The 25,850-nt window shown below is 72.1% G+C and carries 27 protein-coding genes; 14 read left to right on the plus strand and 13 right to left on the minus strand.

Translation table 11 applies throughout. From position 1 onward, the window contains the following. Positions 1–27 precede the first annotated feature (27 nt). The 3 genes from ACWDAK_RS02960 (at position 28) to ACWDAK_RS02970 (ending at position 4,121) form a co-directional block, all read left to right on the plus strand. On the plus strand, positions 28–486 hold the full coding sequence (locus ACWDAK_RS02960) for a MarR family winged helix-turn-helix transcriptional regulator (RefSeq protein WP_344636466.1): 459 nt from the start codon (positions 28–30) through the stop codon (positions 484–486). Between the two features lie 548 nt (positions 487–1,034). Next, entirely contained in the window at positions 1,035–1,445 is a 411-nt protein-coding gene (locus tag ACWDAK_RS02965; protein WP_344636465.1) for an ATP-binding protein, read from the plus strand. Between the two features lie 450 nt (positions 1,446–1,895). Beyond that, positions 1,896–4,121: a SpoIIE family protein phosphatase gene (locus ACWDAK_RS02970; RefSeq protein WP_427394433.1), complete on the plus strand. Its 2,226-nt coding sequence runs from the start codon at positions 1,896–1,898 to the stop codon at positions 4,119–4,121. A 143-nt stretch (positions 4,122–4,264) separates the two neighbouring features. On the opposite strand, the gene ACWDAK_RS02975 is transcribed toward ACWDAK_RS02970, so the two are convergent. The 6 genes from ACWDAK_RS02975 to ACWDAK_RS03000 all read right to left on the minus strand — a co-directional run bounded on the left by ACWDAK_RS02975 (position 4,265) and on the right by ACWDAK_RS03000 (position 9,877). Beyond that, positions 4,265–5,287 (minus strand): DUF2637 domain-containing protein, encoded by a 1,023-nt coding sequence (locus ACWDAK_RS02975; protein WP_344636463.1) that lies wholly within the window; start codon positions 5,285–5,287, stop codon positions 4,265–4,267. 161 nt (positions 5,288–5,448) lie between these two features. Continuing rightward, on the minus strand, positions 5,449–6,288 hold the full coding sequence (locus ACWDAK_RS02980) for a (2Fe-2S)-binding protein (protein ID WP_344636462.1): 840 nt from the start codon (positions 6,286–6,288) through the stop codon (positions 5,449–5,451). A 114-nt stretch (positions 6,289–6,402) separates the two neighbouring features. After that, a complete protein-coding gene (locus ACWDAK_RS02985) occupies positions 6,403–7,197 on the minus strand; it encodes a hypothetical protein (RefSeq protein WP_344636461.1) in 795 nt (264 codons plus the stop codon). Positions 7,198–7,436: 239 nt separating this feature from the next. Continuing rightward, the gene (locus tag ACWDAK_RS02990; protein WP_427394432.1) at positions 7,437–8,390 is read right to left on the minus strand and encodes a hypothetical protein; all 954 of its coding nucleotides are present in this window, start codon (positions 8,388–8,390) and stop codon (positions 7,437–7,439) included. 101 nt (positions 8,391–8,491) lie between these two features. Next, positions 8,492–9,124, minus strand: coding sequence for a nucleotidyltransferase family protein (locus ACWDAK_RS02995; protein ID WP_427394431.1), 633 nt, complete (start codon positions 9,122–9,124; stop codon positions 8,492–8,494). A 258-nt stretch (positions 9,125–9,382) separates the two neighbouring features. Further along, entirely contained in the window at positions 9,383–9,877 is a 495-nt protein-coding gene (locus ACWDAK_RS03000; RefSeq protein WP_344636458.1) for a MarR family winged helix-turn-helix transcriptional regulator, read from the minus strand. Positions 9,878–10,136: 259 nt separating this feature from the next. Here ACWDAK_RS03000 and ACWDAK_RS03005 point away from each other — a divergent pair, with 259 nt between their 5' ends. Next, a complete protein-coding gene (locus ACWDAK_RS03005) occupies positions 10,137–10,889 on the plus strand; it encodes an HNH endonuclease family protein (protein ID WP_344636457.1) in 753 nt (250 codons plus the stop codon). A 238-nt stretch (positions 10,890–11,127) separates the two neighbouring features. Here ACWDAK_RS03005 and ACWDAK_RS03010 read toward each other — a convergent pair whose 3' ends face one another. Then, entirely contained in the window at positions 11,128–12,111 is a 984-nt protein-coding gene (locus ACWDAK_RS03010) for a quinone oxidoreductase family protein (protein ID WP_427394430.1), read from the minus strand. A gap of 107 nt (positions 12,112–12,218) precedes the next feature. Between ACWDAK_RS03010 and ACWDAK_RS03015 the strand changes: the two genes are divergently transcribed. Continuing rightward, a complete protein-coding gene (locus tag ACWDAK_RS03015) occupies positions 12,219–12,578 on the plus strand; it encodes an ArsR/SmtB family transcription factor (protein WP_344636455.1) in 360 nt (119 codons plus the stop codon). A gap of 68 nt (positions 12,579–12,646) precedes the next feature. On the opposite strand, the gene ACWDAK_RS03020 is transcribed toward ACWDAK_RS03015, so the two are convergent. Continuing rightward, complete coding sequence (locus ACWDAK_RS03020; protein ID WP_427394429.1) at positions 12,647–13,567, minus strand: alpha/beta fold hydrolase; 921 nt, start codon at positions 13,565–13,567, stop codon at positions 12,647–12,649. A gap of 137 nt (positions 13,568–13,704) precedes the next feature. Between ACWDAK_RS03020 and ACWDAK_RS03025 the strand changes: the two genes are divergently transcribed. After that, on the plus strand, positions 13,705–14,181 hold the full coding sequence (locus ACWDAK_RS03025; RefSeq protein ID WP_344636453.1) for a MarR family transcriptional regulator: 477 nt from the start codon (positions 13,705–13,707) through the stop codon (positions 14,179–14,181). 141 nt (positions 14,182–14,322) lie between these two features. On the opposite strand, the gene ACWDAK_RS03030 is transcribed toward ACWDAK_RS03025, so the two are convergent. Together ACWDAK_RS03030 and ACWDAK_RS03035 are read right to left on the minus strand one after the other, a co-directional pair. Next, entirely contained in the window at positions 14,323–16,698 is a 2,376-nt protein-coding gene (locus ACWDAK_RS03030; protein ID WP_427394428.1) for a glycosyltransferase family 39 protein, read from the minus strand. 169 nt (positions 16,699–16,867) lie between these two features. Next, positions 16,868–17,998 (minus strand): alpha/beta hydrolase, encoded by a 1,131-nt coding sequence (locus ACWDAK_RS03035; RefSeq protein WP_344636451.1) that lies wholly within the window; start codon positions 17,996–17,998, stop codon positions 16,868–16,870. Positions 17,999–18,314: 316 nt separating this feature from the next. On the opposite strand from ACWDAK_RS03035, the gene ACWDAK_RS03040 reads away from it, so the two are divergent. From ACWDAK_RS03040 to ACWDAK_RS03050, 3 genes are all read left to right on the plus strand, one after another. Then, a complete protein-coding gene (locus ACWDAK_RS03040) occupies positions 18,315–18,758 on the plus strand; it encodes a hypothetical protein (RefSeq protein ID WP_427394427.1) in 444 nt (147 codons plus the stop codon). 378 nt (positions 18,759–19,136) lie between these two features. After that, a complete protein-coding gene (locus ACWDAK_RS03045) occupies positions 19,137–19,907 on the plus strand; it encodes a metallophosphoesterase (RefSeq protein WP_344636449.1) in 771 nt (256 codons plus the stop codon). 80 nt (positions 19,908–19,987) lie between these two features. Then, positions 19,988–20,416: a hypothetical protein gene (locus ACWDAK_RS03050; RefSeq protein ID WP_427394426.1), complete on the plus strand. Its 429-nt coding sequence runs from the start codon at positions 19,988–19,990 to the stop codon at positions 20,414–20,416. 22 nt (positions 20,417–20,438) lie between these two features. On the opposite strand, the gene ACWDAK_RS03055 is transcribed toward ACWDAK_RS03050, so the two are convergent. Next, positions 20,439–21,227 (minus strand): TetR/AcrR family transcriptional regulator, encoded by a 789-nt coding sequence (locus ACWDAK_RS03055; protein ID WP_344636446.1) that lies wholly within the window; start codon positions 21,225–21,227, stop codon positions 20,439–20,441. An 83-nt stretch (positions 21,228–21,310) separates the two neighbouring features. Between ACWDAK_RS03055 and ACWDAK_RS03060 the strand changes: the two genes are divergently transcribed. The 4 genes from ACWDAK_RS03060 to ACWDAK_RS03075 all read left to right on the plus strand — a co-directional run bounded on the left by ACWDAK_RS03060 (position 21,311) and on the right by ACWDAK_RS03075 (position 24,137). After that, the gene (locus ACWDAK_RS03060; RefSeq protein WP_427394425.1) at positions 21,311–22,552 is read left to right on the plus strand and encodes an FAD-dependent oxidoreductase; all 1,242 of its coding nucleotides are present in this window, start codon (positions 21,311–21,313) and stop codon (positions 22,550–22,552) included. 212 nt (positions 22,553–22,764) lie between these two features. Then, positions 22,765–23,106, plus strand: coding sequence for a hypothetical protein (locus tag ACWDAK_RS03065; RefSeq protein ID WP_427394424.1), 342 nt, complete (start codon positions 22,765–22,767; stop codon positions 23,104–23,106). A gap of 129 nt (positions 23,107–23,235) precedes the next feature. After that, positions 23,236–23,796: an RNA polymerase sigma factor gene (locus ACWDAK_RS03070; RefSeq protein WP_344636443.1), complete on the plus strand. Its 561-nt coding sequence runs from the start codon at positions 23,236–23,238 to the stop codon at positions 23,794–23,796. Continuing rightward, positions 23,793–24,137: a hypothetical protein gene (locus ACWDAK_RS03075; protein ID WP_427394423.1), complete on the plus strand. Its 345-nt coding sequence runs from the start codon at positions 23,793–23,795 to the stop codon at positions 24,135–24,137. The genes ACWDAK_RS03070 and ACWDAK_RS03075 overlap by 4 nt, the downstream gene beginning before the upstream one ends. 239 nt (positions 24,138–24,376) lie before the next feature. Here the strand turns inward: ACWDAK_RS03075 and ACWDAK_RS03080 are convergent, their stop codons facing one another. Then, positions 24,377–24,589 carry a DUF397 domain-containing protein gene (locus ACWDAK_RS03080; RefSeq protein WP_427394422.1) on the minus strand — a complete coding sequence of 71 codons (213 nt, stop codon included), beginning with the start codon at positions 24,587–24,589 and terminating at the stop codon, positions 24,377–24,379. Further along, positions 24,586–25,413 carry a helix-turn-helix domain-containing protein gene (locus ACWDAK_RS03085; protein WP_427394421.1) on the minus strand — a complete coding sequence of 276 codons (828 nt, stop codon included), beginning with the start codon at positions 25,411–25,413 and terminating at the stop codon, positions 24,586–24,588. The genes ACWDAK_RS03080 and ACWDAK_RS03085 overlap by 4 nt, the downstream gene beginning before the upstream one ends. 131 nt (positions 25,414–25,544) lie before the next feature. On the opposite strand from ACWDAK_RS03085, the gene ACWDAK_RS03090 reads away from it, so the two are divergent. Further along, entirely contained in the window at positions 25,545–25,844 is a 300-nt protein-coding gene (locus ACWDAK_RS03090) for a hypothetical protein (protein WP_427394420.1), read from the plus strand. The last annotated feature ends 6 nt before the right edge of the window (positions 25,845–25,850 follow it).

The following is a 25,850-nucleotide window of genomic DNA, read 5'->3' on the forward strand; positions in this document are numbered from 1 at the left end:
GCGCAAGCTGAGGAGAGGCTGCGGCCCATGACCACCGACCCCGCCGAACTGCTCGCCGGACCTCAGGGCGCCCAGCTGCGCCTCGGGCTCGCGATCAAGCAGGCCGAGCAGGCCATGATGGCGGCCAAGGCCGACGCACTGCGCGAACTCGACCTGACCGTCCCGCAGTACGCCGTGCTACTGCAGCTGACCGAGCGGCCCGAGATGTCGGGTGCCCAACTGGCGCGCGGGGCGGCCGTCACACCGCAGACCATGGCGGGCGTGCTGGCCAATCTGGAGGCCAAGGGGCTGATCGAGCGTGAACCCTCCGAACTGCACGGGAAGGTCCTGGTGACCAGGCTCAGCGAGGCCGGCCGGGCAGTGGTGGCAGAGGCCGACGCTCGCGCGGTCGGGATCGAGTCTGCGCTCTGGACGGCCTTCGACGAGTCCGAACGTGACCTCTTCCGTGGCTTTCTCCGACGGGTAACTTCCGTACTGCACAAGTGAATGAAGCACCTGCCGGGGCCCGGTAGAGTGGCCGTCACCCATCTGGACGTCGCCGGGGCCCACGCTCGACACCGGCGTGGTGACGTTCGCGCCGCCGGAGCGTCATGCCTCCACCGGTTAAGCGGTGACGATCCTGCGGTGAAATAAGTGGTGACGCCCAGGTCGTCGGAGTGGTGACGGATCGGGGGGATGGTGCTCAATCGGCCGCTCGCGGAAGCGGCTTTCCAGCGAACCGAACGGTGGTCGAGAACCGTGTGCGGCGCGCGCAAACCTCCGACAGGCCCTGAAAAGGATCACTCGGGAGCCTCCGAGCTCCGCTTTCACACCATGTGACCGCCTACGCACTGTTGCGAACGTCGATGACTGGGCATGAGGATGGTCGGCAGAACGTTGGACGGACCGACCGATGGGGGACGCGGTGGCCGGCCGTCCGGACAAAGTGGGGGCGTACGGTGATGGATGGTCAGGCGAGGTTTCCGCGCCAGCGGACGGCTTCGAGCAGTGACACGGTCACACCCGTCGCAAGGAGCGGCGAGAACCTGCCGCCGGTGCACGAGCCGGGCTGCGCCCTGCACCGCAGGCTGCACGCCGCACTGGACCCGGCCGATCTGGTCGCGGTCAGCGCGGTACGGCACCGGCTGCGCGCCGCGCTGAACCGCTGGGGGGTGCCGGAGCTCGCCGACACCGCGGAGCTGCTCACCTCCGAGCTGGTCACCAACGCGCTGGTGCACACCGGTAGAGGGGCGGTCTTCGACGCCGTCCTCACGTCCGAGACCTCGGAGCGGCGGCTGCGCATCGAGGTCCAGGACGGTACCGCCCGGTTGCCGGGCCGCCGGACCCCGGCCGAGTTCGCCACCTCGGGCCGGGGTCTGCTGTTGGTGGAGGCGCTCGCCGACGACTGGGGCGTGCAGCTGCGGGGAGACGGCAAGGTCACCTGGTTCGAACTCGCCACTCCTTGACCGGCCGCTCTAGGCCGGGCAGCGATCCGCGGGGGCGAGGGCGAGCGATCCGGGCGCGGAGCTCCGTGCGACCGGCTGCAGGTGCGGCCGACTCGGCACCTGCGTGGATGCCCGCACCTGCGTAGACGCACCTTCGTAGGGTCTGCGCGCCCATAGGGCCTGTGCGTACGCAGGGCCTGCACCTTCGTAGTACCGCTCGGTGAACCCGAGCCCGCACTCGTCGCGGGCGAGCGGAGGACCGCGCCCTGGGCACTGCCGCGCCGGTCGACCCACTGGCTCCGGGCATTGCCGCCTTGCCGAACATTCGACAGGATAGTGAGAATGTGTGTCCGGGAAGGCAGCGGGGAGAGCCGAGCCTCGACTGACCGCCACCACCCGTGACACCGTCCCACGACCCCACGGCCATCGCAGTCCGCCCGGACGGCATGCCACGGCAGCGGCAGGAGAACCATGGCGACTGAGCCGGAGCCGCAAGGGCCCGCGCGCCGCACCCCACCGGCGCAGACCTCCCGCAGCACCGCGCCGAGCAGCGTGCTGCGCACCGCACCCGGTCTTCCGGCCGGCCGGATCGCGCCCGGGGCAGCCCGGGGGTTGCCCACCCGCACCGGCGACTCCACCCCGGACTGGCTCGAACCGGCGATGGCCGCGAACGGCATCGGCTCGTTCGACTGGGACATCCGCCGCGACGTCCTGGAGGGGGACCACCGGGCCTGCGCCATCCTCGGCCTGGACCCCAAGCGCTTCGACCGCAGCTCCGCAGCCTTCCTGGCCCTGCTCCACCCCGAGGACGCCCCGGTCCTCCGCCGCCGGGTCGAACGCGCCATCGCCGAACTCGGCCAGTGCGGCGCCTACTACCGCACGGTCTTCCCCGGCGGCGGGATGCACGCGGTGCGCTTCCGTGGGCGGGTGCTCGCGGACGCCTTCGGCCGCCCGTCCCGGATGGTCGGGTTCGTCTGGGACGCCACCGTAGAGCTGCACAAGCGGGAGCGGGCCGGCGAGCTGGCCGCGCTGCGCGAGGAGCGCTCACGCTTCATCAAGGAGGCCGCCCGCGCCCTCTCCGAGGCCGTCACGGTCCGTGACGTGGCGCGGGTGTTCACCGAACTGCCGCTGCCCGGACTGCCGCCGGACGGACTGCTGCTCGCCTCCCTGGAGGCCGGCCGCCTCCAGATCCTCGGCGCCACCGGCTACACCCCCGACAGCGTCCGCCCCTACGACCGCTCGCTGCTCGACCTGACCCACCCGGCGTCCGAGGCGATCCGCAACCGCGCCCCGGTCTTCATCGCCAGCCGGGACGAGTACCGCGAGCGCTACCCCGAGGCCTGGGCGCGGATCTCGCCCGACAACCCGCGCAGTTCCTGGGCCTTCCTGCCGCTGGTCGCCAGCGGCAGAGCCATCGGCGTCTGCCTGGTCTCGTTCGACGACGACCGGGAGCTGGACGCGGACGAGCGCACCCTGCTCTCCACCCTCGGCGGTCTGGTCGCCCAATCGCTGGCCCGGGCCCGGCTGCACGACGCCGAGCACGAACTCGCCGCCGGCCTCCAGCGCGTGATGCTGCCGCGCACGGTGCCGTCGATCTCCGGCGTCACCACCGCCGTGCGCTACCTGGCGGCCGGGTCCGGCCTGCAGATCGGCGGTGACTGGTACGACGTGGTGCCGCTCCCCGGCGGCCATGTCGGCCTGGTGATCGGCGACGTCCAGGGCCACGACGTGCACGCCGCCGGAATCATGGGCCAGTTGCGGATCGCGCTGCGCGCCTACGCCGCCGAGGGCCACCCGCCCGCCGCCGTGATGGCCCGGGCCTCCCGCTTCCTGGCCGACCTCGACACCGACCACTTCGCCACCTGCACCTATGCCGAGGTGAACGTGGACTACGGCGTGGTCTACGCGGTCCGGGCCGGCCATCTGGATCCGGTGGTCCGCCGCGCCGACGGCAGTGCCTCGCCCGTCCCGGTCGCGGGCGGGCTGCCGCTGGGCGTCGACCCGGACGAGGAGTACCGGGTCACCCGGTTCAGCCTGGACCCGGGCGAGACCGTCGTGCTCTGCACCGACGGCCTGGTCGAGGCCCGGGGCATGGACCTGGACACCGGCTTCGCCCGGTTCTGCGCCGCGGTCTGCGGTGACCTCCCCGCCCGGAGCGAATCGCCTTACGATCCACTGGAGTTGCTGGCCGACCGGATCACCTCGCAGGCGGCGGACTTCACCGAGCGCGAGGACGACATAGCACTGCTGCTGCTCCGCTGGGACGGTCCGGCCGGGGGACTCGCCGCTCAGCAACTGCGCCGCCGGATCGGACAGGCGGACCTGGCACGGATCTCCGAACTGCGCGGTGAGCTGCGGGACGCGCTGCGCCGCTGGGGCGTCGTCGAACTGGTGGACACCGCAGAGCTGCTGGCCTCCGAGCTGGTCACCAACGCGATCCGGCACACCGACCGGGACGCGATGTTCACCGCCCGGCTCTACCGGGAGGCCTCCCGGGACGGTGGGGCGACCGGCCGTGCCAGGCTGCGAGTCGAGGTAGAGGACGAGTCGGACCTGTGGCCGACCCGCCGCACACCCGGGGAGCAGGCATCCTCCGGACGCGGGCTGATGCTGGTCGAGGCACTCGCCGACGGCTGGGGTGTGGAGCCCCGCGGCACCGGGAAGCGGATGTGGTTCGAGCTCTCCGCCGAGAACTGATCACCGGCCGGGGTTTAAGAGCCGCCCGGAACTTTCAGCCTCGGCCGAGGCTCTCAGAACCGCCCGGGGCGAGGATGATCGGGCCGGATCCGTGCGGAGGCCCCCAGCGGATCCGGCCCCGAACCGTCCAGGGGCTGCGGCGGTCAACCGAACTGCTGCTCCAGGTCCTTGAGTTTCTGCTCCAGGGTGTCCAGGCGCGGCAGGGTCATGGTGTCCTCGTCCGGGGTGAGGTCGATGGTGCGGCGGTCCGTCCGGGCCGGCAGGCCGGCGAAGCTGACCGCCCCCTCCGCGGGCCGGGCGGCGTCGGCCGCCGCTATGACGGGCTCCGATCCGCCGGACTCCAGCTGCGGTGCCAGCCGGCGGGCGTCGCGTGAGCGCCAGGCCCCGCCGTGTCGGCGGCCCAGGGCTCTGATCTCGGCCCGCTGCCGCCGGTTGGCGAGCCGCTGCCGCTCCCGGTTCCGGGCGGCCTCGCGCCTGTCGTCCCGGACCTCCTCGACCGCCTCGTCCAGGGTGCGGACGCCCTCCAGGAGCATCAACGACCAAGCGGCGTACGTCTCGCGGGGCGCGCGCAGCCAGCGGACGATCCGGATCTGCGGCAGTGGCCGGGGCACCAGGCCCTGCTCCCGGAGCGCGGCCACCCGGGTCTGCTTGAGGGCGCGGTCGAACAGGACCGCGGCCGACAGGGACATCCCCGCGAAGAACTGGGGTGCCCCGGCGTGGCCCCAACCGCGCGGCGCGTGCACCCAGTTGAACCAGGCGGAGGCCCCGGCGAACAGCCAGACCAGCAGCCGCGAGCCGAGTGCGGCGTCGCCGTGGCTGGCCTCCCGGACGGCGAGGACGGAGCAGAACATGGCCGCGCCGTCGAGGCCGAACGGGACCAGGTACTCCCAGCCGTCGGCGAGTCCGAGGTTCTGCACCCCGAAGCCGACCAGGCCGTGGAACGAGAGCGCGGCCGCGACGGCGGCGCAACAGAACAACAGGCCGTACGATGCCGCCCCGTACAGGGACTCCTTTCGGCGGCGGCGTTCCTCGGCGCGCTCCCAGGAATCCGGGCTCCCGACCGAGACGTTGGCCCTGGTGCGGACGAAGGCCACCAGCACGGCGGTCACCACCAGCGCGACCCCGCCCGCGACGGCCCAGCCCAGAGGTATGTCGGACAATTTCATGGCCGGAAACAGCCTCGCTTTCCTCCGCATTGACGGTGATGGACATCATGGCGGAACCGTGCGCGGGTTTTGGCTGGTTTGCCGTCAAAGCACCGAGGAGAGGGAATTCAGGGAAAAATCACGGCGGATGATATGACGAATATTGGGCGGGTATTCCGATGTCAGTTCTGATTCGAGCACGTGCGAGGGCAGCTGAAGCAGGCCTCCGCCGGCCGGACGGTGTAGAACAGGCAGCAGCTCACCCGGGCGCGCATCCAGGTGCTCGGGGAGTCCGGCCGTTTCGCCGGGCGGAAGCCGGCGCCACCGACGAACGGCGGACGGCGCTCGTCGTCCGGAAGCAGCAGTTCCAGGGCGGCCACCGCCCCGGCCTCTTCATCCAGCAGGCTGCCGATGTACCAGAGGCCCTCGACGACGTCGTCGGTGGCCATGCCCCAGAGGGTGCGCGGGCCGCGCCGCAGTTCCGGGCGGAATGCGGCCAGCACCGGGGCCAGATGCTCGGCCAGCGCGGCCAACAGCCCGTCCCGCAGCGCCTGTTCGTCCGGCACCACCCGGGCGCCGGGCAGGACGGCCGCCGGATCGTCCGGCAGGCAGGCGAACCCGTCCGGCTGGACGGTCAGTTCTCCCGAGCTGCGGCGGACCGACACCCGCTCCACCGGGATCCGGGGCACCCGCCGCTCCAGCAGCCACGGCAGCGTGAACAGCAGCGCGACCGGCCAGTTGTAGCGGTGCAGGCAGAACCCGGCCGCGACGTCCGGGCGCAGCGGCCGGCCGTACTCGGCCAGACCGAGCGCGGCGTCATGGGCGATCAGCTTCCCGAGAGCGTCCGGGTGCCGGACGAAGTCGGCGGTGCGGGCCCAGCCGTGACCGGTGCGCGGCGGGCCGGCGTGCACCCGCAGCCCGGGGAAGACCTGGCCCAGCCGGGCGTAGCTGCCGAGCAGCGGGGGCGGGGCCTGCGGGACGGGCACTGCCTGTGCGGCGGCCGCGGTGCTGCTCACGGTCATGGTCGGGCCCCATCGGGTGGACCGGAGCCCGGTGAGCTCCGCTACGGCAGGACTGAACCTGCCCGAGGCGCTGCTCCCCTCGGGCAGGTTAGGCTCACCTTAGCTGATGGAAGCTTAGCCTTCCCGCACGACGGACCCGTTCGGTGGAGCGGCGGGTGCGGGAACGGCGCCCAACCGGCGCGCGAGCCACACCGGAACCCCGCCCAGTGCCTGCACCAGCCGGGCCGCCTCGGCGCGCAGCCGCGCCGCCTCGACCGGCTCCGACACCTCCGCCAGCGCGGCCAGCGCGGGTGCCACACCCACCGTGAAGCCCAGGTCCTCCCGCAGCCGCAGGGAGGCCCGGAACCCCTCCCGGGCCCGCTCCACATCGCCCGCCGCCAGGGCCAGCGCGGCCAGGTGCCCCCAGGTGTACGAGCGCAGCAGTTCGTCACCGCGCTCCGTGGCGCCGTCGTGCGCCCGCCGGTAGGCGATCCAGGCGGCGGTCCGGTCGTGCAGCAGGTTCTCCGCGACCAGGCCGCGCCGGAAGTCCAGCAGCGGCCGTCCGGGGGCGCCCGGCGGCAGCAGGGCGGACGTCCGGCCCAGTGCGGCCTGGGCCTCGTCCAGCCGGTCGCGAGGCCCGAGCACGCTGGCCACGTACGCCAGGAAGCCGCGTGCGCAGGCGGCGGCCGCCCGCTGGTCGGGGGCGGCGGCCCCGGCCTCGGCGAGGCGCAGCGCGTGCTCCGCCTCCTGCCAGTGGTGCCCGGTGAACAGGCTCTGCTCGATGAGGAGTTCGGCCCGGCGCAGGGCGACGTCCGGATCCTGCGCCGCGGTCGGTGCGAGCAGCTCGGCAGCCTCCCGCCAGCAGCCGCGCGAGCGTAACCGCCACACCGTGTCGGCGCTTCCCCCCAGGTCCGTACCGTGCTCCGACAACGCCACCTCCTTGTGTGCGGTGTCCAGAAAACGGGACTCTGTGGCCGCAATTCAACACGGGGGCGAGCTTGTGCACCAGATCACGAGCGCCGGAGATTGCGGAAATCCGTGATCGATCTCACGGCGCCCTGATACCTGGGTTGACTGTGGGTCAGGTGGGGATTGACGGGTGCGTCAGCGGCGGTTGACGGCTGATCGGGCCGGGCCGGGTGAGGCCGGGCCGGCGGCAGCGGGGCCGGTCAGGACGTCCAGCCGGTCTCCGCCAGAGCCTCCGCCGCGCCGTTGGCGGGCTGCGGGAGTCCCGCCTCGTCCAGTTGGAACAGGGCCACCAGCAGCTGCTCGCCGCGCACCGTCGCCTGGTGCGAGTACCCGCCGACGGTGAACATCGCGGCGGCGATCTCCTCGGCGTGCAGGGTCTGCAGCCAGAGGCACTCGACGGCCTTGACGTCCGCCGGCTCGATACCCGCGTCAACCTGGGCGACCATCCGGCTGCCCAGCATGGTGACGGCCGGCCCCTCCTGCTCCTCCGTCAACTCCAGGTCCTCGAAGCCCAGCCATTGGAGGTAACGGGCCGCCGTGATCACCGCGTCCTCCTGGCCCTGCACCGGCTGCGGGCGGAACGGCGCCCGACCCGCGCCCGGCCCTCGGCCGCCCCGGTCGCGGAACTCGGAGCCGTACCCCTGCGGCGGCACCATCGGCACCGGACCGTGCGACCGTGCCCCGTACGGGCGGGGGCGCGGCGAGAACGGGGCGCTCTGGCCCGGCAGCGCCGCCGGTCCGGGCAGGGCGGTGCTCTGCGCCCGGGGCGAACGGTCCACCGGCAGACGGACGGTGGCGCCGCAGTTGCAGGTGAACTCCGGCTGCGGCCACTGGTCGCTGCGGCTGCAGTGCGGGCAGCGCATGCTCAGCCAGGAGTCCTCCCAGGAGCGGAACCGCACCTGCACCGGCACGCCGCCGCGCAGCAGCGGCACCCGCAGCTGCGCCCCGCACGGGCAGGGCAGGCTCGGCGGCTCGTACATGTGCTCGCGGCGGCAGGCCGGGCAGCGGATCGCGCCGGCGCCCGAGCCCGTGCCGGCGGCCCCCGATTCGGCCGGCGACCCGCTGAAGCCGGGGCCGTCGGCGGGCTCGGGCAGGGCGTCTGGGCCGAACCAGGCCGGATCGCTGAAGTCGTCGGGCAGCGGCACTGAGGCCATGGCGTGCACCGTCCGTTCGGGTCGGCTGGGCAGGTTCGCCCTCCATCGTCCCTGATCCGCAGGGGGCTTGGCGCCGAATGCGGCAATAGTTCAGGGGGACTTCAGGGGCGCGGGGGTGTTTCGGCGGAGGCGTTCCAGCGCGCGAGATCCGCCGGGGTGTCGAGGTCGTCCGGCACGGCGACGTCGCCGCACTCGACCAGGACGATCTCGGCGGCGTGCGCGGTGAGCAGCGCGCGGGCTCCGACGTCGCCGGTGGCACCGGCCGCGGCCTCGACGAAGTGGCGGGCGCTGATCAGCACCGGGTGGCCGCGCCTGCCGGCGTACGCGGCGGCCGCGAGCTCGGCGCCCGCACGGTGGGCGGCCAGCAGGCGGGCGACGGCGCACGGGGTCACCCCCGGGGTGTCCACCAGCATCACCAGTACGGCGCGTGCGCCCGGCGGCAGAGCTGCGAGCCCGGCGCGCAGTGAGGAGCCCATACCGCTCTCCCACTCGGGGTTGTCGACCAGCCGGCAGTCGCCGACGTCGGCGGTGGCCCTGACCCGTTCGGCCGCCGCGCCCAGCACCGCGACCGTCTCGGTGCAGCCCCCCGCCCGCACCACCGCCAGGGCGTGCTCGATCAGCGGCCGGCCGGCGTGCTCGATCAGCGCCTTGGGCCGCCCGCCGAGCCGCCGGCCGCCGCCGGCGGCCAGGACCAGGGCCACGGGGGTGGGGAGCGGTGGGGGGTGATCTGCCATGCGGCCAGTCTGGCGGTTCTCGCCGGGACCGGGCAGTTGGATGATCGGACAAGGCGGCGGTACGGCCGGCAGCGGTCCACCGACTCTTCCACCGCTGGTACTCCGCTCGGGAGGCCCCGTACTTGGTGGATGGCGCCTCGTAGTACGGAGCCGACGTACGGCGAGCGGCCGGCCCGCTGGTCGACCGGTCGGCGGCGCCCTCGGCGTGGCTGTTGCGAAACTATCTAGTTATTTACTTGTCTGCGTGCTGCCGCCGCACTACTTCCGGGGCTGCCGACTCCGTCGCACCCCTCGCTCGCTCTCGACCGGGGTGGACAGGTGCCCACCCTCGTCGACCAGGCGCAGCAGTGCGGCGGCGAAGATTTCGCGCTCCCCGGCGGGCAGGGAGGCCAGGGCCTCGCGGTGCACCCAGTCGGCGATCTTCGCGCCCCTGGCGACGGCCTGCTCGCCGGCCGGGGTGACCGAGACGATCCGGGCGCGGCGGTCGGTGGCCGACGGGCGGCGCTCGGCCAGGCCCGCCTTCTCCAGCTCGTCCACCGTCACCACCATGGTGGTCTTGTCGAGGTCGGCGATCTCGGCCAGCTGGATCTGGGTCCGCTCGGCCTCCAGGGCGTGGAACAGGACGCAGAACGCGCGCGGGGTGATGTCGATCTCGGCGAAGGCGGCGGCCATCCGGGTCGCCAGGACATGGCTGGCGTGCGCCAACTGGGCGGAGAGGTCCACGACGTGGCGCTTGGGGGCTGGGTTCGGCATGACGCCAGCCTAACAACTGGAAAGTTACTGGATTATCCGAATGTGGACGACTTGCCCGGATGTCGTGACCCCTCGGCCGCCCCCACGTCCGGCCCCTCCCGTGTTCCCCGGGCGCGCGCCCGGTCGGCCGGACGCCTCGGAGCACGGGAATGTGAGCCTCGACATGTCTGTGCGCACCCCGTTGTGGTGGCTTGACCGGCCCCGACGGCCCTGGTGTGCTGGTGCGCCGTCAGACGTCACACCATCGGGGGAGACCATCGTGCGCGCCGGCCGTACCACCCTGTCCGCGATAGCCCTGTTGCTCGTTGCCGCGCCGGTTCTGACGGCCTGCGGCGGCCACGGCGGCAAATCCTCCGACGACCCCGCGAAACCGGCCGCGCTCGGGACCAGTCCGCTGCGGAATCCGGACGGCACCAAGCCGGGCCTGGCGCCGATAGGGTCGGACGCCGACCGCAGGGCGGCCCGCGACCTGATAGACAAGGTCACGACGGCGTCCGCCGGCTCCAAGGCGGGCTACGACCGGGACCAGTTCGGCCCGGCCTGGACGGACAACGTGGACGGCGTCCCGCTCGGGCACAACAACTGCGACACCCGGGACGACATGCTCGCCCGGGACGGCAAGTCCGTGGAGCACAAGGACGCTTCGGCCTGCGTGGTCACCGCGATGACCATCTACGACCCGTACACCGGCAAGAACGTCAAGTGGACCAAGCAGCAGGCCACCCGGATACAGATCGACCACGTGATGCCGCTCTCCTACGACTGGAAGATGGGCGCGGCCAGGTGGGACCGGGCCAAGCGGCTCCAGATAGCCAACGACCCGCTCAACCTGATCCCGGCGGACGGCTCGCAGAACGCTTCCAAGGGCGATGCCGGGCCCGCCGGCTGGCTCCCGGCCAACGGGGCCGTGCGCTGCTCCTACGCGGTGCGCTTCGCCCAGGTCTCGCTCAAGTACCGGCTGCCGGTGACGCCGGACGACAAGAAGGCGATGCTTCGCCAGTGCGACGGTTGAAGAGCATCCGCCCAGCACGGCCGCACGCACTCGCATGAGCGCCGGCACCCCCGCCTCCACCACGGTGGCCTGCGGCTGCGGCCCTGGTACTGGGAGGAGCGCTAGCGTCGGCGGTGACGGGAGGAGCATCGGCTCCCGCCCGGAGGGTCGGCGTTGAGGGTGGCGGATCTTCATGTCGTCGACGCTGGCGACCGCGCCCTGACCGGGCTCGCGCTCTCCCCGGTGGGCTCCGATCGGCTCAGCCGCCGATCCGGGCCACGTACTTGCCCGTGCCGCGGCCCGCGGCGAGCAGGTCGTGGGCGGCGGGGATGCCGGCCAGGCCCGCTACCTCGGTGACCGGCATGGCGAGCTTGCCCTCGGCGAGGAAGCCGAGGATGCGACTGGTGGCGGCGGCCACCCTGGTGGGGGCGGTGGCGGCCAGCCCGCGGTGGCTGAAGCCGGTGACAGTGAGGTTGCCCCGGAGCAGTCGCCCCACCGGCGGCAGGGCCTCGACCGGTGCGCCGGTGGCGTTGCCGAACAGGACCACCCGGCCGCCTGGCGCCGCCAGGTCCAGGTCGAGGTTGAGGGCGGTGGTGCCCAGCGGGTCGAGGATCAGGTCGACTCCCCGGCCGTCGGTGGCGGCATGAACCGCCTCGGTGAGGCCGGTGTCGCGGACGAGGGCCGGCGAGTAGCCCGCGCTCTCGGCCTCGGCGATCTTCTCGGGCCGGCCGACCGTGCCGATCAGCCGCCCGCCGCCCAGCAGCGGCACCAGCCGGGCGATCGCGTTGCCGATCCCGCCGCTCGCCGAGTGCACCAGAACGGTGTCGCCGGGGGTGAACCGTCCGGCATCGGTCAGCAGCAGCAGCGAGGTGGCCAGGCCGAGCGGCGTCGCGGCGGCCTCCGCGAGCGGTACGCCGTCCGGCACCGGTACCGTCAACTCGGCTCTGGAGAGCGCAACTTCGGACATTCCGGCACCCTTCGGCACGGCCGCCACGCGGTCGCCGACGGTGAAGCCCGTGACCCCCGGGCCAAGGGCGCGGACGGTGCCCGAGACCTCGAGGCCGGGGCGGTGCGGCCAGGTCGCGTAGCCGGCGTCGCCGCGGCGGGCCATCACGTCGACGAAGTTCAGCCCGGCGTACGCGACGTCGATGGTCAGCTCGCCCGGCCCCGGCGTGGGCTCGGCGGCCTCGACGACGGACGAGCTCTCGGCGCCGCCCGGCGCGGTCATCACCAAGGTACGCATCTGTGAACGCCTCCTGTGGGTACGATGTCCTTCGAAGTTCTACGAACGACGAAATTAGTAGCACCCCATTCGATGAATGTCGAACATCGCTGTTCAGGAGGCTCTCCTTGCCGCGCTCGCATCAGCGTCGTGCCCCGCTGTACCACCCGGAGCCCGAGGAGATCGACCTGCTCGACGTCCTGCACGCCCTCGCCGACCCCACTCGGATGACCATCGTCCGGACCCTCTGGGCCGAACCCGAGCGCGCTTGCGGCACCTTCCCGGTCGACGTCGCCCCCTCCACGCTCAGCCACCACTTCAAGGTGCTCCGCGAGTCCGGCGTCATCCGGCAGCGCGGCGAGGCCAATCGGCGGCTGAACGAGCTGCGGCGCGAGGAGTTGCAGCAGCGCTTCCCCGGCGTGCTGGATGCGATCCTCGCCGCGGCCGCCGGCCCGGCCGGGCCGGGGCCGGTCGCCCAGGAGGACTGAGGGGCCGACCGGCCGGAGGGTGGGGATCGTGCCGCCGCGCGGCGGATCGGCCGCCCGGCCGGGCCCGGTCAGGCGTCGGGGGCGGTCCGCGCGGGGGTGTCGAGGAAGCGGGTCAGGTGGTCGTTCAGCAGGGCGGGATCGGCCATCGGCACGGCGTGGTGCGAGACGCCGGGCAGCACGGCGACCTCGGCGTTCGGCAGCAACGCCCTTGCGTGGTCGGCGACTTGGCTGCTCCGGTGGGGGCGGCTCAGCTCCGCCGTCAGGATCAGGGTCGGAATATCGAGCGAGCGCAGCCGCTCAGTGGCGGGGCGCGGACCGGTGACCGGCTTGGAGCTCGGGAAGTGCGCCGTGCCGAGCGCGTGCACGGCCGACCAGGCCGGGTCGATCAGCCCTCGGGCGGGCGCGCCGCCGGTCTCCCAGTCGATGAAGGCGCGGGCGCGGGCGGCCGTCGGCCGGAGCAGCATCGGAAGGGCCCGCAGCAGGTAGCCGAATCGGAACCCGGCGAAGCACTGGGTCGGGTCCAGCAGGGCGAGCCGCTCCACCCGGTGCGGGGCGTGCAGCGCGTAGGTGAGCGCGATCCAGCCGCCGTACGAGTGGCCCACCAGGGCGGTCGAGTCCAGGCCGAGGTGGTCGAGAACTGTGTCCAGCCATGCCGTCATGTCCTCGGCGCGCCTGATCGGACGTCCGTCGTGGATGCTCCGGCCCGGATCGCCGATCAGGTCGACCGCGTACACGCGGTGGGTGGCCGCGAGTGCCGCGACGTTGGCGTACCAGACCGCCGAGGTGGCGCCGCCGCCGGACAGCAGCACCACCGGGCGGCCGTCCTCGGGGCCGCAGGCGTTGAGCCGGGTGGTTCCGAACTCGGAACGCGCGGTGGCCGGCGTCACCGGGACCGGCCAGCGGGCCAGTGCGGCTTCGTACGCGGAGAAGAAGGCGGTCTCGGCCTCGGGCGTCCCGAAAGCGGGCGGGCCGGCCGGTCGTGCACCCATGCTGCAACCCCCGGATCTGGCAGAATCCATCTGCCGAAAACAATCTCGCTGAGAAACACTCTCGCTCAGCGAGATACTAGATCCATCGGTGTTCCCGGTGGAAGCCCGGACGGGCCCGAGCGGACGGAAGAAGGAACATGGGAACGGAGCAGGGCTCGACGGGTGCCGTCGACAGCTCGATGCGACTGGTGCACCTGCTGCGCGCGCTCACCGTCGAACTCGACCTGCTCGGCGGCGAGTTCGCGAACGTGAACGGGCTGCATCCGACCGACCTGCGCGCCCTGATCCACCTGCTGGACGCCGCACGCGCCGGAATCGAGGTGACGCCCGGCCGGCTGGGCGAGCAGCTGCGCCTCAACTCCGCCGGGACGACGGCCCTGGTCGACCGGCTGGAGCGGCTCGGCCACATCCGCCGGGTGCGGGACACCCGGGACCGCCGCCGGGTGCTGCTCGTGGTCGAGGAAGGGGCGATGGAACTCGGGCAGTCGTTCTTCGGTCCGCTGATCAACGGGATGGTGGCGGTGCTCGGCGACTTCGACGCCGCGGAACTGGCGGTGGCCCGACGCTTCCTGCTGGCGATGACTCAGGTGGTCACGGCCGCCCGGGAGGGTTAGCGACTACGGGGCAGTGACGGCGGGTCGACTGACCGCCCGGCCGAATGACCGCCCTGCGGGTGTTCCGCAGGGACCCTGAGGACGGCCGAGGGCCCACCGGTGGGGAGAACCGGTGGGCCCAGGGCGGTCAGCGGTGGTGCTTCAGTTGGTGGCCGGCGCCGTCAGGTCGTAGACCGTGGCACTGCCGACGGTCCTGGCGGTGTAGTGGGCGGCCACCCAGGCGGCGATCTGGTTGGACTGCGAGTTCGAACCGCCGCGCACGAGGCCGCCGTTGAAGCGGGAGCTCTCGCCGGCGCCGTCGCCCGCGCTCCTGCCCCCGCCCGCTGCGCCCATGCCGCCGCCCTCGCCGGAGCCGATGAAGTAGTGGATCCTGCCCTCCTTCACGTACTGCTGGAAGGCCGCCAGACTCAGCGAGGGATCGGTGCCGTTGAAGCCGCCGAGGGCCATCACCGGCTTTCCGGTGGCGAGTTGGTAGCTGGCCTGGTTCTGCGAACCGACGGTGGCCGCGACCCAGGTGTACGAGCCGGCGTTCTGCTTGAGCAGATCGGCGAGCTGGCTGCTGACCCGGGCGCCGTTGAGCAGCCCGCCCATTGCGCCGCCCATTGCGCCGCCGGGGAAACCGCCGCCCATGCCGCCCGGGAAGCCGCTGCGTCCGAACTCCCGCCAGGCTCCGGCAGTGCCGCCCTGACCGCCCTGACCGCGCTGTCCGCCCTGGTCGTGCTGCCCGGGCGCACCGCCGAAGCCGCCGGGGAAGCCGCCCGGGAAACCGCCGCCCGGGAAGGCGCCGTTCTGGCCGCCTGCCCGGCCCCCGCGCTGTCCACCGGGAGGGCCGCCCGGGAAACCGCGCCCGCCGCGTCCGAAGCCGTCGCCGCTCGCCACCCGGGGCCCGGCGGTCACGATCGAGCCGGTGTGCGCGGTCGACACGGTGTCCAGTGCGTACGCCGTCGGCCCGCCGAGGGCGGTGGCCAGCCCGGCCAGGCCGGCCACCGCGGCCACCCGCCCGGCCAGTCGGCCCGCAAGCAGCAGTGCGGCCGCCGCCAGCAGACCGCCGACCAGGACGGCCCACCGCAGCCACGGCAGGAACGCCGAGCTGCGTCCCAGCAGTACGTAGGACCACACCGCCGTCCCGGCCGTCACCACGGCCAGCAGCGCCGCGTACGGCAGCTGCTTGCGGGCTCGCCACAGCCCGTCCACGCCCATGCCGACCAGTGCGGCGACGGCCGGGGAGAGGGCGACGGTGTAGTACTGGTGGAAGATCCCGGACATGAAGCTGAAGACCAGTCCGGTACAGACCAGCCAGCTGCCCCAGACCAGGAAGGCGGTCCGGGCACCGTCGGTGCGGGGGCGGCGCCGGGTCGCCCAGAGGCCGAGCGCCAGCAGCACCAGGGCGGCCGGGATCAGCCAGGCGATCTGGCCGCCGATGTCGGTGCCGAAGAGCCGGGTGATGCCGGTGGTGCCCCAGTGGCCGGTCGCGCCGCCTCCTCCGCCGCCCGCCGGGCCGCCACCGCCGACGCTGCCGGTCTCGTTGCCGGTCAGTCGGCCAAGGCCGTTGTAGCCGAGCGCGACCGAGATGAAGCTGTTGTCCTGCGAGCCGCCGATGTACGGCCGGGAGGAAGCCGGAACCAGCGCGACGATCGCGACCCACCAGCCGGCGGAGAGCACCAACGCCAGCCCGCTGAGCAGCAGTTGGCGCACCCTGCGCCAGAGGCCGGCCGGCGCGGCCACCAGGTGGATCAGCGCGAAGGCGGGCAGGACCAGGAAGGCCGCCAGCGTCTTGGTGAGGAAGGCGAAGCCGAACATCGTCCCGGTGAAGACCAGCCACCGGGTGCTCGCGGTCTCGGTGGCCCGCACCAGCCCGTACGCGGCGAGCGAGAGCAGCAGCACCAGCAGCGCGTCAGGGTTGTTGAAGCGGAACATCAGCGCGGCGGCCGGGGTGAGCGCCATCGCCGCACCCGCGACCAGGCCGCCCAGCGGCGAGAAGCGCCGGCGCACCGTCGCGTACACCGTGGCGACCGTGGCCACCGCCATCAGCGCCTGCGGGGCGAGGATGCTGAAGGAGCCCAGCCCGAAGACGCGGGCCGAGAGCTCCATCGGCCACAGGAACATCGGGGGCTTGTCGACGGTGATGAAGTTCGCGGCGTCCGAGGAGCCGTAGAAGAACGCCTTCCAGCTCTGGGTGCCCGCCTGGACGGCGGCCGAGTAGAAGGAGTTGGCCCAGCCGGAGACCGAGATGTTCCACAGGTAGAGCACGGCGGTCGCCGCCAGCAGGGCGAGCAGCGCGGGCCGGGCCCAGCGGGGGTCGTCCGGGCGGCCGCGCCAGGCCCGGGCGGGCAGGGTCTGCAGCCGGCCGCCCCAGGACGCCGGGCCCTTGGGGCCGTGGGCGGGCAACTCGACCGGGGGGAAGAGCAGTTGTTCGGCTGCGACGCTCGTACCGCTCGACGGGGGCTCCGGCGGCGGGTAGTTCGCAGCCTCGGGCCACGGTTCGTCGGTCGGAGGAGCGGAACTGGTCGAGGTCATGGCACCACGCTCGGGGCCGTCACTGAGATTCTCATGAGCCCCAGCTATGAGCGTGGTGTGATCTCGCCCGGGCCGGACGGCCGGGGATCGCGATCGTCCCCCGGGCTGGTGCGAGCCCACCGGCCGGCAGTGTGGGGATGGCCGTGCGGTGCCGGCGCCGCAGGGCCGGTTACGCGGACTTCGCGGGCTGCGGCGGGGTGATCCGCTTGCCCAGCCACTCCAGCGCGGGCGGGATCTCGCGGGTCCAGGTGTGGAAGTTGTGGCCGCCGCTGTTCAGGGTGATGGTGGACATCGCGGTCGGGGCCTTGAACGCGGCGACCATCTTCTGGGTCGCGGCGTAGTTCTCCTCGTTGGGGCTGGTCGCCAGCAGCAGCGAGACGGGCTCGGCGGGCTTGTTCTTCAGCCGCCACAGCAGGTCGTTCTCCCGCTTGAGCTCGGCGCTGCCGCCGAACAGGTCACCGGTGGTGGGGTCGTTGGAGACGCTGTAGTAGGCGGAGTACGAGGCGGCCGCCCGGTACGCGTCGGGCTTGCGCAGCGCGAACTTCAGCGCGCAGTACCCGCCGGTGGAGTCACCCATCGCCGCGCGCGCGTCGGGCCGGTCAAGCACCCGGTAGTCGGTGGCCATCGCCTTCGGCAGGTCCTCGGTGAAGAAGGTCTCGACCTTGGGCCCGCCGGGGATGTCCATGCACTCGGTGTCGCGGTTTCCGGACAGCGTCGGCTGCATCATCACCAGTACGGTGGGCGGCAGTTGCTTGGCCTCGATCGCCTTGAGGGTGGAGGCCGGGTACTGCAGCAGGCTGATCAGCTTCTCGGCCGAGCCCGGGTAACCGGAGAGCACCAGTGCCATCGGGAACCGCTGCCCGGCGTACTCCGGCTGGAAGTACTGCGGCGGCAGGTAGACGTACGCCTTGCCGGCCATGCCCGAGGCCGCGCCCTGGATCCGGACCTGCTGGATCAGACCGGAGCGGTCCTTGGCCGAGCCCTGCGAGGAGTACATCTTCTGCTCGCCGGTCACCGAGATCGCCTTGCCGCCCGGCTTGTGGTCGACCACCGTACCGGGGGCGCCGTCCAGACCGAGCAGGTCGCTCCAGGTGCTGTAGAAGCCGAAGTACGAGTTGGCCACCAGCGCGAGCGCGGCCAGCACCGCGACCTGGGCCACGAGGAAGGCGCCGATCCTGCCCAGCCAGGCCCGCCAACTCCGCCCGCTCAGTCGGGGCCAGAGCCACAACGTGGCGGCGAAGACGGCGATCGCCATGACGATGGCGATGATCTGCAGTGGAAGTCCGGTCAGGCTGGGCACCCGCCGATGGTAATTGACCTCTCCACGGGCCCTCGGGCGGCCCCCTGTCCGGAGGCCCGGTGGGCCGCGCCGACCGGTCGGTCCGAGGGCGTGAGGCCGTACGGCTCGCCGGGCGTGAGGTCGTACGGCCTGACGGCGACGGACTGCGGTGCCCGGGCCCGCGCGGTGCCGACGCCGCGGTCAGCCGATCGGTGGACCGCCTCAGCCGTCCGGTTGGCCGGCCGGTTCAGCCGCGGTCCCATGGGATCGGCTGATGCGCGGCCTGCCGCGGTGTTGCGACGCTGGAGGCCGTCCAGCCGGCAAGGAGAAGGCCACCATGAACATCCGCACACCGCGACCCGCAGCGACGGCCGACGAAGCTCTGGACCACCCACGCAGCCTGGCGGCGTTTCGCACGGTGAAGCGCCTGATCGGCGGCTACGCCGCGATCAGCGTGCTCACCCTCGGAGCCGTCTACCTGCTCCGCCACGACACCGGGCTGGTGAACCAGACGGTCTGGATCCGGGGCGGGATCGTCGCCCTCACCTCCCTGCTGATGCTCGCCTTCGCCGTCGGCGCCTCCCGCGGCCGCCGCCGGGCGTACCTCCGGCTGCGGATCGCCTCGGGCGTCATGACGGTGGCCATCGCGGTCCTCGTCTCGCTGCCCGGCTTCCTGCCACTGTGGATGAGGGTCGAGCAGGGCGTCTGCGGGCTGCTGCTGGCGGGTGTCGTCGCGGTCGCGAACGGCAAGCACCTGCGCACGCTGTTCGCGACCAGGTAGCGCGCGTCGGTTGAGACCGGCCTGACATCAGTGTGACTGAGCCGAGTCGGCGGCACCGCCACCTCCCCCCGCGACCACCACCGTCTCGCCTCCCGGGTCGGACCGGCGTCCGCCCGGCCCGTCGAGGTCGAGGGGCGGATCGGTCCGGGAACCGGCCCGGGAATCCAGCATGGAACCGGCCCTTACGCACGGTCCGGTCGACGTCTAGGTTCGGAGCCCAGGGGACCGGCGGAGGGAGACGGGCGTGAAACGCGTCGCTGCCAATGGACTTGGTGCCACGGATGTCGCTCGCCGGACGCGCGGCTCGCGCCGTCCGGGACCGTCCGGCCGTCCCCGCCCAGCCCGCATCCCGCGGACGACGACGGAGGAGACCGCCCGATGATCGTGATCGCCCACCTCAGCGACACCCACATCGACACCGGCCGGCGCAGTGTCAGGCGCACCCGGGCCGTCATGGACTACCTCGAAGACCTCCCCCACGACCTGGACGCGGTCCTGGTCACCGGAGACATCACCGACCATGCCCTGCCCGCCGAGTACGAGCAGGCCCGCAGCCTTCTCACCTCACGACACCCGGTCCTGATCTGCCCCGGCAACCACGACCGGCGCGCCGAGTTCCGGGAACACCTGCTGGGGCAGCCGGGATCGACGGCACCGATCAACCAGGTGCACCGCGCCGCGGACTTCGTCATCGCGCTGTGCGACTCCACGGTGCCGGAGAAGGACGAGGGCTTCCTGGCGGACGAGACGCTGGCCTGGCTGGCGGACACCCTGGCCCGGACCCCGTCCCAGCTGCCGGTACTGGTCGGCTTCCACCACCCGCCCACCCGGTTGCACGTCCCCTTCGTCGACGGGATCCGCCAGTTCGGAGCCGAGCGGCTCGCCGAGCTCGCGGACCGCCATCCCAACCTCGCGGCCTTCCTGTGCGGCCACGCCCACACGGCGGCGGCGACCACCTTCGCCGGCCGCCCGGTGCTGGTGGCCCCCGGAGTCGTCTCCACCCTGCGCCTCCCCTGGGAACGGCACGCCCATCCCCGGGATCACGTCCACCTGGACCAGCCGCCCGCGCTCGCCTTCCACGTCCTCGACGACGAGGGGCGGCTGACCACCCACTTCCGGAACGTCCATGACCGGCAGCTCGACGACTGACCGATCGACTTCCCGCCGCTCACACGGGACTTGTTCGTCTACATTGTCCGGGGGAGCCGCAATCCGGGGAGGGGACGCGGGTGAGCAGTCCGGTGCCGCGCTGGTCCGCGGCGACGAACGTCGTGCCGTACGTGCTGCTCGCGGTCCTGGTCGCCTTCACGGTGGTCGGCAAACGCTCGGAGGGCGAGTCGCCGCTCATCGATCTGGCCCTGTGCGCGCTGGCCGGGGCGTGGATGTTGTGGGTCCACACGCTGCATCCCGCCTGGCGTGAGCGCGAGTCGGTGATGGCGGTGTTCTTCACCGTGCTGATCGCGACCATGGCGGTCCTGGTCCTCAGGGACTCGTGGTTCGGGTTCTTCGCACCCGCGGGGTACCTGTACGCGTTCAGGGTGCTGCGCTGGCCGTGGCAGCAGGCCGGGGTCGCCGCAGTGGCGCTGGTGGCGGCCGCGGCGCAGGCGCACGGCCTGGACAAGACCACACTCCTTCCGCAGACCCCGGAGCAGCCCTGAGCCGGCCGGCCCGTACGAGCTGTCACGGCCGGCGTTCGGCTGGGTAGGTGACCGCTCGCAGGTACGCGTCGGCGAAGAGCTCGCAGGTCTGTTCGAGTGAGGGGAGCTCGTCGCCGAGTGCGGGGGCGAGGACGGGCCGCATCAGGATGTGGGTGACCAGCGGACCGAGCAGGAGCTGGATCATCACCGGCAGCGGCAGCGGCCGCATTCGGCCGGCCGCCACGTGGGGCAGCAGCAGCCGGCCGAGGCTGTCGGCCAGGCGCGGGAAGTTGGTCGCCATCATCCGCGCGGCGGGGCCGTCGGGCCGGCTGAAGATGTCCGCGAACACGGCGGGGAGCACGCGCGGTTCGTGGTTGAACGCCGCGACGAACGTCCGGTGAAGCGCCCGCACGGTGTCGTCGAGGTGTTCCGGCGGGTCGGCCGCCAGGGCCTCCAAGTCCGGTAGCGGGCCGTGGAGTTCGAAGACGGCGGCGAATAGGCCGTCCCGGCCGTCGAAGACGGTGTGCAGGCTGGGCAGCGAGCATTCGGCCCGGTCTGCGACGGCGTCCAGCGTCACTGCGCCGAGGCCGCGTTCGGCGACCAGTTGTGCGGCGGCCGCGATCGCGCGGTCGCGCACCGGCGGCCGCCCGCCGGGGTCGACTCCCGCCTGTCGCACCGCCTCGTCCAGCGCGGCCCGGGAGCCGCCGAGCCGGCGCAGCAGCGTGCTGCGTGAGATGCCGGCCGCCGCCGCGATCGCCGTCAGCGGGACGTCCGCGACGTCCTGCTGACGGTCCTTTGCCGCCGCCAGGGCCGCTGCCACCAGATCCTGCATGTGGAACATCGTACTACTTGACACCTGACACCGTTCCATAGACTCTATATGTAGGAGTTCCAAGCGGATGAGGGGAGCGTCCCATGAGCGTCGTCATCTCCGGTGGTGGGCCGGCCGGCATGATGCTGGGCCTGCTGTTCGCCCGGGCCGGAATCGAGGTGACCGTGCTGGAGAAGCACGGCGACTTCCTGCGAGACTTCCGCGGTGACACCGTCCATGCCTCCACCGTGCGGCTGATGGACGAGCTGGGCCTGGGCGAGAAGTTCGCCGCACTGCCGCAGAGCCGGCTCGGCAACATGGAGTTGCCGACGGCCGGCGGCGGCCTGGTGCAGGTGACCGACTTCGAGGGCCTGCCCGCGCCGTACAACTACATCTCGATGATCCCGCAGTGGGACCTGCTCAACTTCCTCGTCGAGGAGGCCCGGCAGGAGCCCTCGTTCACGCTGCGGATGAACACCGAGGCCACCGGACTGATCCGGGAGGGCGGGAAGACCGTCGGCGTCCGCTACCGCACCCGGGACGGCGAGGAGGGCGAGATCCGCGCCGACCTGACCGCCGCCTCAGACGGCCGGCACTCCGTGCTGCGCCAGGACGCGGGCCTGGTGCCCGAGGAGTTCCCGGTCCCGTTCGACACCTGGTGGTTCCGGCTGCCCCGGCACGAATCCGAGCAGACCGTCCCGCCCAACCTGCTCATGGCCTTCGAGCCCGGCGAACTGGCGCTGAGCCTCACCAGGACCGACTTCTTCCAGATCGCCTACTTCGCCGCGAAGGGCTCCGACGCCCGCCTGCGCTCCGAGGGCGTCGAGGCCTTCCGCGAGCGGATCGCCCGCCTGCTGCCCCGGTACGCCGACCGGGTCGACCACCTGCGGACCATGGACGACCTCCACCTCCTCGACGTCAAGCTCAACCGGCTGCACCGCTGGTACACCGACGGGCTGCTGTTCATCGGCGACGCCGCCCACGCGATGTCCCCGGCCGGCGGGGTGGGCATCAACCTCGCCATCCAGGACGCGGTGGCGGCCGCCACCCTGCTCGCCGAACCGCTGCGGCGGGGCCGCGTGACCACCGCTGACCTGGCCAAGGTCCAGCGCCGGCGCTGGCGGCCGGTGGTCATCATGCAGCGCATGCAGCGCGTTCTGCAGGACGCGATGTTCACGGCGACCCTCACCGGCCGACGGGTCGGTCCGCCCCCGCAGCTCGTCCTGGCCGCCAAGTACGTACCCGGGTTCCGCCAGCTCCCGTCCCGCCTGATCGCCCTCGGCCCGCGCCCCGAGCACGCCCCCGCCTTCGCCCGCCGCCCCCCGGCCCCGGTGGCACTTCGGTAGGCGGCCCGCCGGGGAGCGCGGCGGGGACCTCGGCCCGGTCTCGGCCCGGTCCGTCGACCTCACTGCCGGCCACTCTCCTCTTGATGAGCACGCCGTGGTGAGGTTTTCCGGACATGGTCGCAACCTCGGGGGGTGTCGCACGTCTGGTGGGTTGAAGGCGCCCTTCAGCTGTTGTTCCAGACCTGTTTCCATCACTTCCTCGGGAGGATCCCATGTCTTCGCACGCCAAGGTGAACCACCGCCCCCGCCTCCGGGGCCTGGGTCTCGCCACCGGTGTCGCGCTGCTGCTGGGCGGCGGGTTCGCTGCGCAGGCCGTCGCCGACACCGGCGCGAAGCCGGCCGTCACGCCGAAGGTCACCACGACCGGGGACGCGGCCCCGCAGACCGCGTCGAAGCCCGGCGTCTCGGAGCCCGGCGGCGCTCCGAAGGTCGTCGACGCGGGCAAGTCGACCGGTGCTCCGAAGGTCGTCGACGCGGGCAGGACCGGCGCCGGGTCCGCCCCGGCCGAGAACGCGCCCCGGGTGATCCAGCCGGGCAGCGGACTCCAGAAGTAGCAGTAGCGGCAGAACCACGGGGCGGGCCGGCCTCTCGACAGGCCCGCCCGCCCCTCCCGCAACGAATCGAGGCCCATGCAGTACGCCATTCCCGCAGCGCCGCCCTGGTGGTCCCGTCTGCTCTCCCGCATGTCCCGGACCGAGGATGTGCCGGTACGGGAACGCCGTCTACGGGCACTCGGTACGCCGTGCGACGACGAGTCGCCGCCCACGCTGACCGAGCTGTACCGGGCACGGCGACTCGACATGGTGCGGCTCGCCCTCTTCCTGGTGGACGATCTGCACACCGCCGAGGACGTCGTCCAGGACGCCTTCGCCGCCGTCTGTCGCACGCATGGCACCTCGCTGGACGGGCTCCAGGACCCCTGGGCCTATCTGCACACCGCCGTGGTCAACGCGGCCCGCTCCGTGCTGCGCAGACGTCGCACCGCCCGTGCCTACACCCCGCCCCACCAGGGCTACGGGCCGCCCGTCGACGAGGGGCTGCTGCTCGCCGAGGAGCACCGTCAAGTTCTCGATTCGCTGGCACAGTTGACACAGCGCCAGCGAGAGGTGCTGGTGCTGCGCTACTGGCTGGAGCTGACCGAGGTGCAGATCGCGCAGACGCTGGGGCTGTCGCGCGGCACGGTGAAGTCCACCGCGAGCCGCGCGCTGGACGTCCTGGAGAAGAAGCTGGGGGCGGCCCGATGAATCCGGATGCCGAAGACCGCCGACCTGCGACCGAGGACCGGCTGCGCGCCGCGCTGGCCGCCCGCGCCGCGCTCGTCACGCACCACGACCTGCGCCACGACGCGCCCCCGCAGGGACGCAGTTGGGGAGTGCACCGGGCGCGCAGGGTCGCACTGGCCGCGCTCGGTGTGGCTGCTGCCGTGGTGGCCGTGTGCCTGCTGGTCCTGCTGCCCGGCAGCCCGCTGGACCCGGCTCCGGCGCCGCCCGCCGGCACCCCGGGCATCACCGAACCGCCGCCGTCCGCACCTCCGCGCCCGGCCAGTCCGTCCGATGCGGATCCCAGTGTGATCGGCCAGCCGTAGATCATGTCCGGATCGCGGCCGGTGCGGCATACTCGCCCGCCGGTCGGTGCTTTTGGCGCGCACTCCCGTTGCAGCTCCCTCGTCTTCCGGAACGGCAATGTCAGGAAGCGGGGCCAGGTGATACCGGCGGTCACAACTGATCGCACTGGCCAGGGTGTCCCGGACGTCAGGCCAAGCCGCAACCGGCCTGGGCTTGGGATCGGCAATGCCCGCTGGCCGGCGGCGGCTTGGCCGTGAGGTCAGGCGTTGCCGAACTCGCCCGCCTTCACGCCTGTGAGGAAGGCGGCGAAGGCGTCGGCGGTGAAGACCAGGGCGGGTCCGTCGGGGTCCTTCGAGTCGCGGACGGGCACGTGGCTGGCGAACCCGGACGCGATCTCGACGCACTGCCCACCGTTGGAGCTGTAAGAGGACTTGAACCAGTGAGCGCCCGTCAGGTCAAGGTGTTGGGTCATGTGAGTTCCTTTCGTACCTCTCGGATCATTGCAACGGAATCGGCCTGGGACAGCGCTTCAACCTGTAGCCGATCGTAATTCCTCCGCCAGGCCATGACCGATTGGATGTCGCGTTCGAGATAGCCGCGTTGCAGCGTCTCTGTGTAGCCGAGGACAGTCACATCCCGAAGCGTCAGCAGTGTCACCGGCATGACGAAGGGGCGGCGCTCGCCGAGCTTGAACGGAGCGATCTGGATGATCACATTGGGGCGTCGACTGAGAAGTTCAAGGCGTTCGAGCTGTCCGTCCATCACCGCGACGCCTCCGACCTCGCTGTGCAGGCAGCTTTCGTCCAGCACCGCGTGAACAAGGGGTGCCGGATCCCGTTCTAGCAGACGTTGGCGGGTGGCCAGGAAGGCAACTCGCTCATCGGCCTGATGCTGGGTGATCGAACCTCGCTGCAGAGCGCCCGATGCGTCCGCTGTTGCGTACGCCTCGGTCTGGAACAGCCCTGGGATCACACCGAGTTCGAAGATTCTGATCTCGGCCGCCTTCGACTCGTGCTCAGCGAACTCGGCAAAGCCCTCAAGTAGTGCAGTGTTCTTGAGATGCCACCACATCAGTTCGAGCGTTCCGCCAGTCTCCAAGGCTGCGTCCGCTCGAACGGCGAAGTTATGGCTGGGGTCGCGCTTCGCTCGTTCGATGTACGACACGTAGGTGCCGGTGCAGAAGATCTTCCGGCCCAGCTCGGCCTGCGACAGTCCTCGTGCCTTCCGTGACCTGCGCAGTTGTGTTCCGAAGGCGGCCAACGGGGATGTTGACGGATCAAGATCGCTCTCGTTCAAGGTCTTCTTCCAACTTAACCAGAGGCGTTTGTCACGTTCAGGCGCTTCCGATCGTAGCGCCTAAGAGCGACCCTTGGAGCACGGAAAGTAACGATCAGGGTCGCTGGCCCCTGACTGATCGGAGCGCCCCCATGCCTACCTCCGACCGTCCACGCGTCGGGCATCTGCAGGAGCAACCATCGCTCCTGCATCACCTGTTGGCGACGAAGTGCGAGGAAGCAGATGCCGCCGAGGCCGTCCTCCTGGAAGCGCTGCGGTTGGCCGGGATCGTGCTGCCCTCGGTGGGAGTGGACCGTGCGGCCGGCCGTCGTAGCGGGTTCTATCTGGTGGATCTCGGCAGTGCCCGGCCCGACGTGGTCGCTCAACTCGCGGCGGTGATCCGGCTCGGAGTCGAGGCTCGGTCGGCGAAGCCGGTCGGGGCGACCGCATGACCATGG

It is taken from the genome of Kitasatospora sp. NPDC001175 (assembly GCF_053598215.1).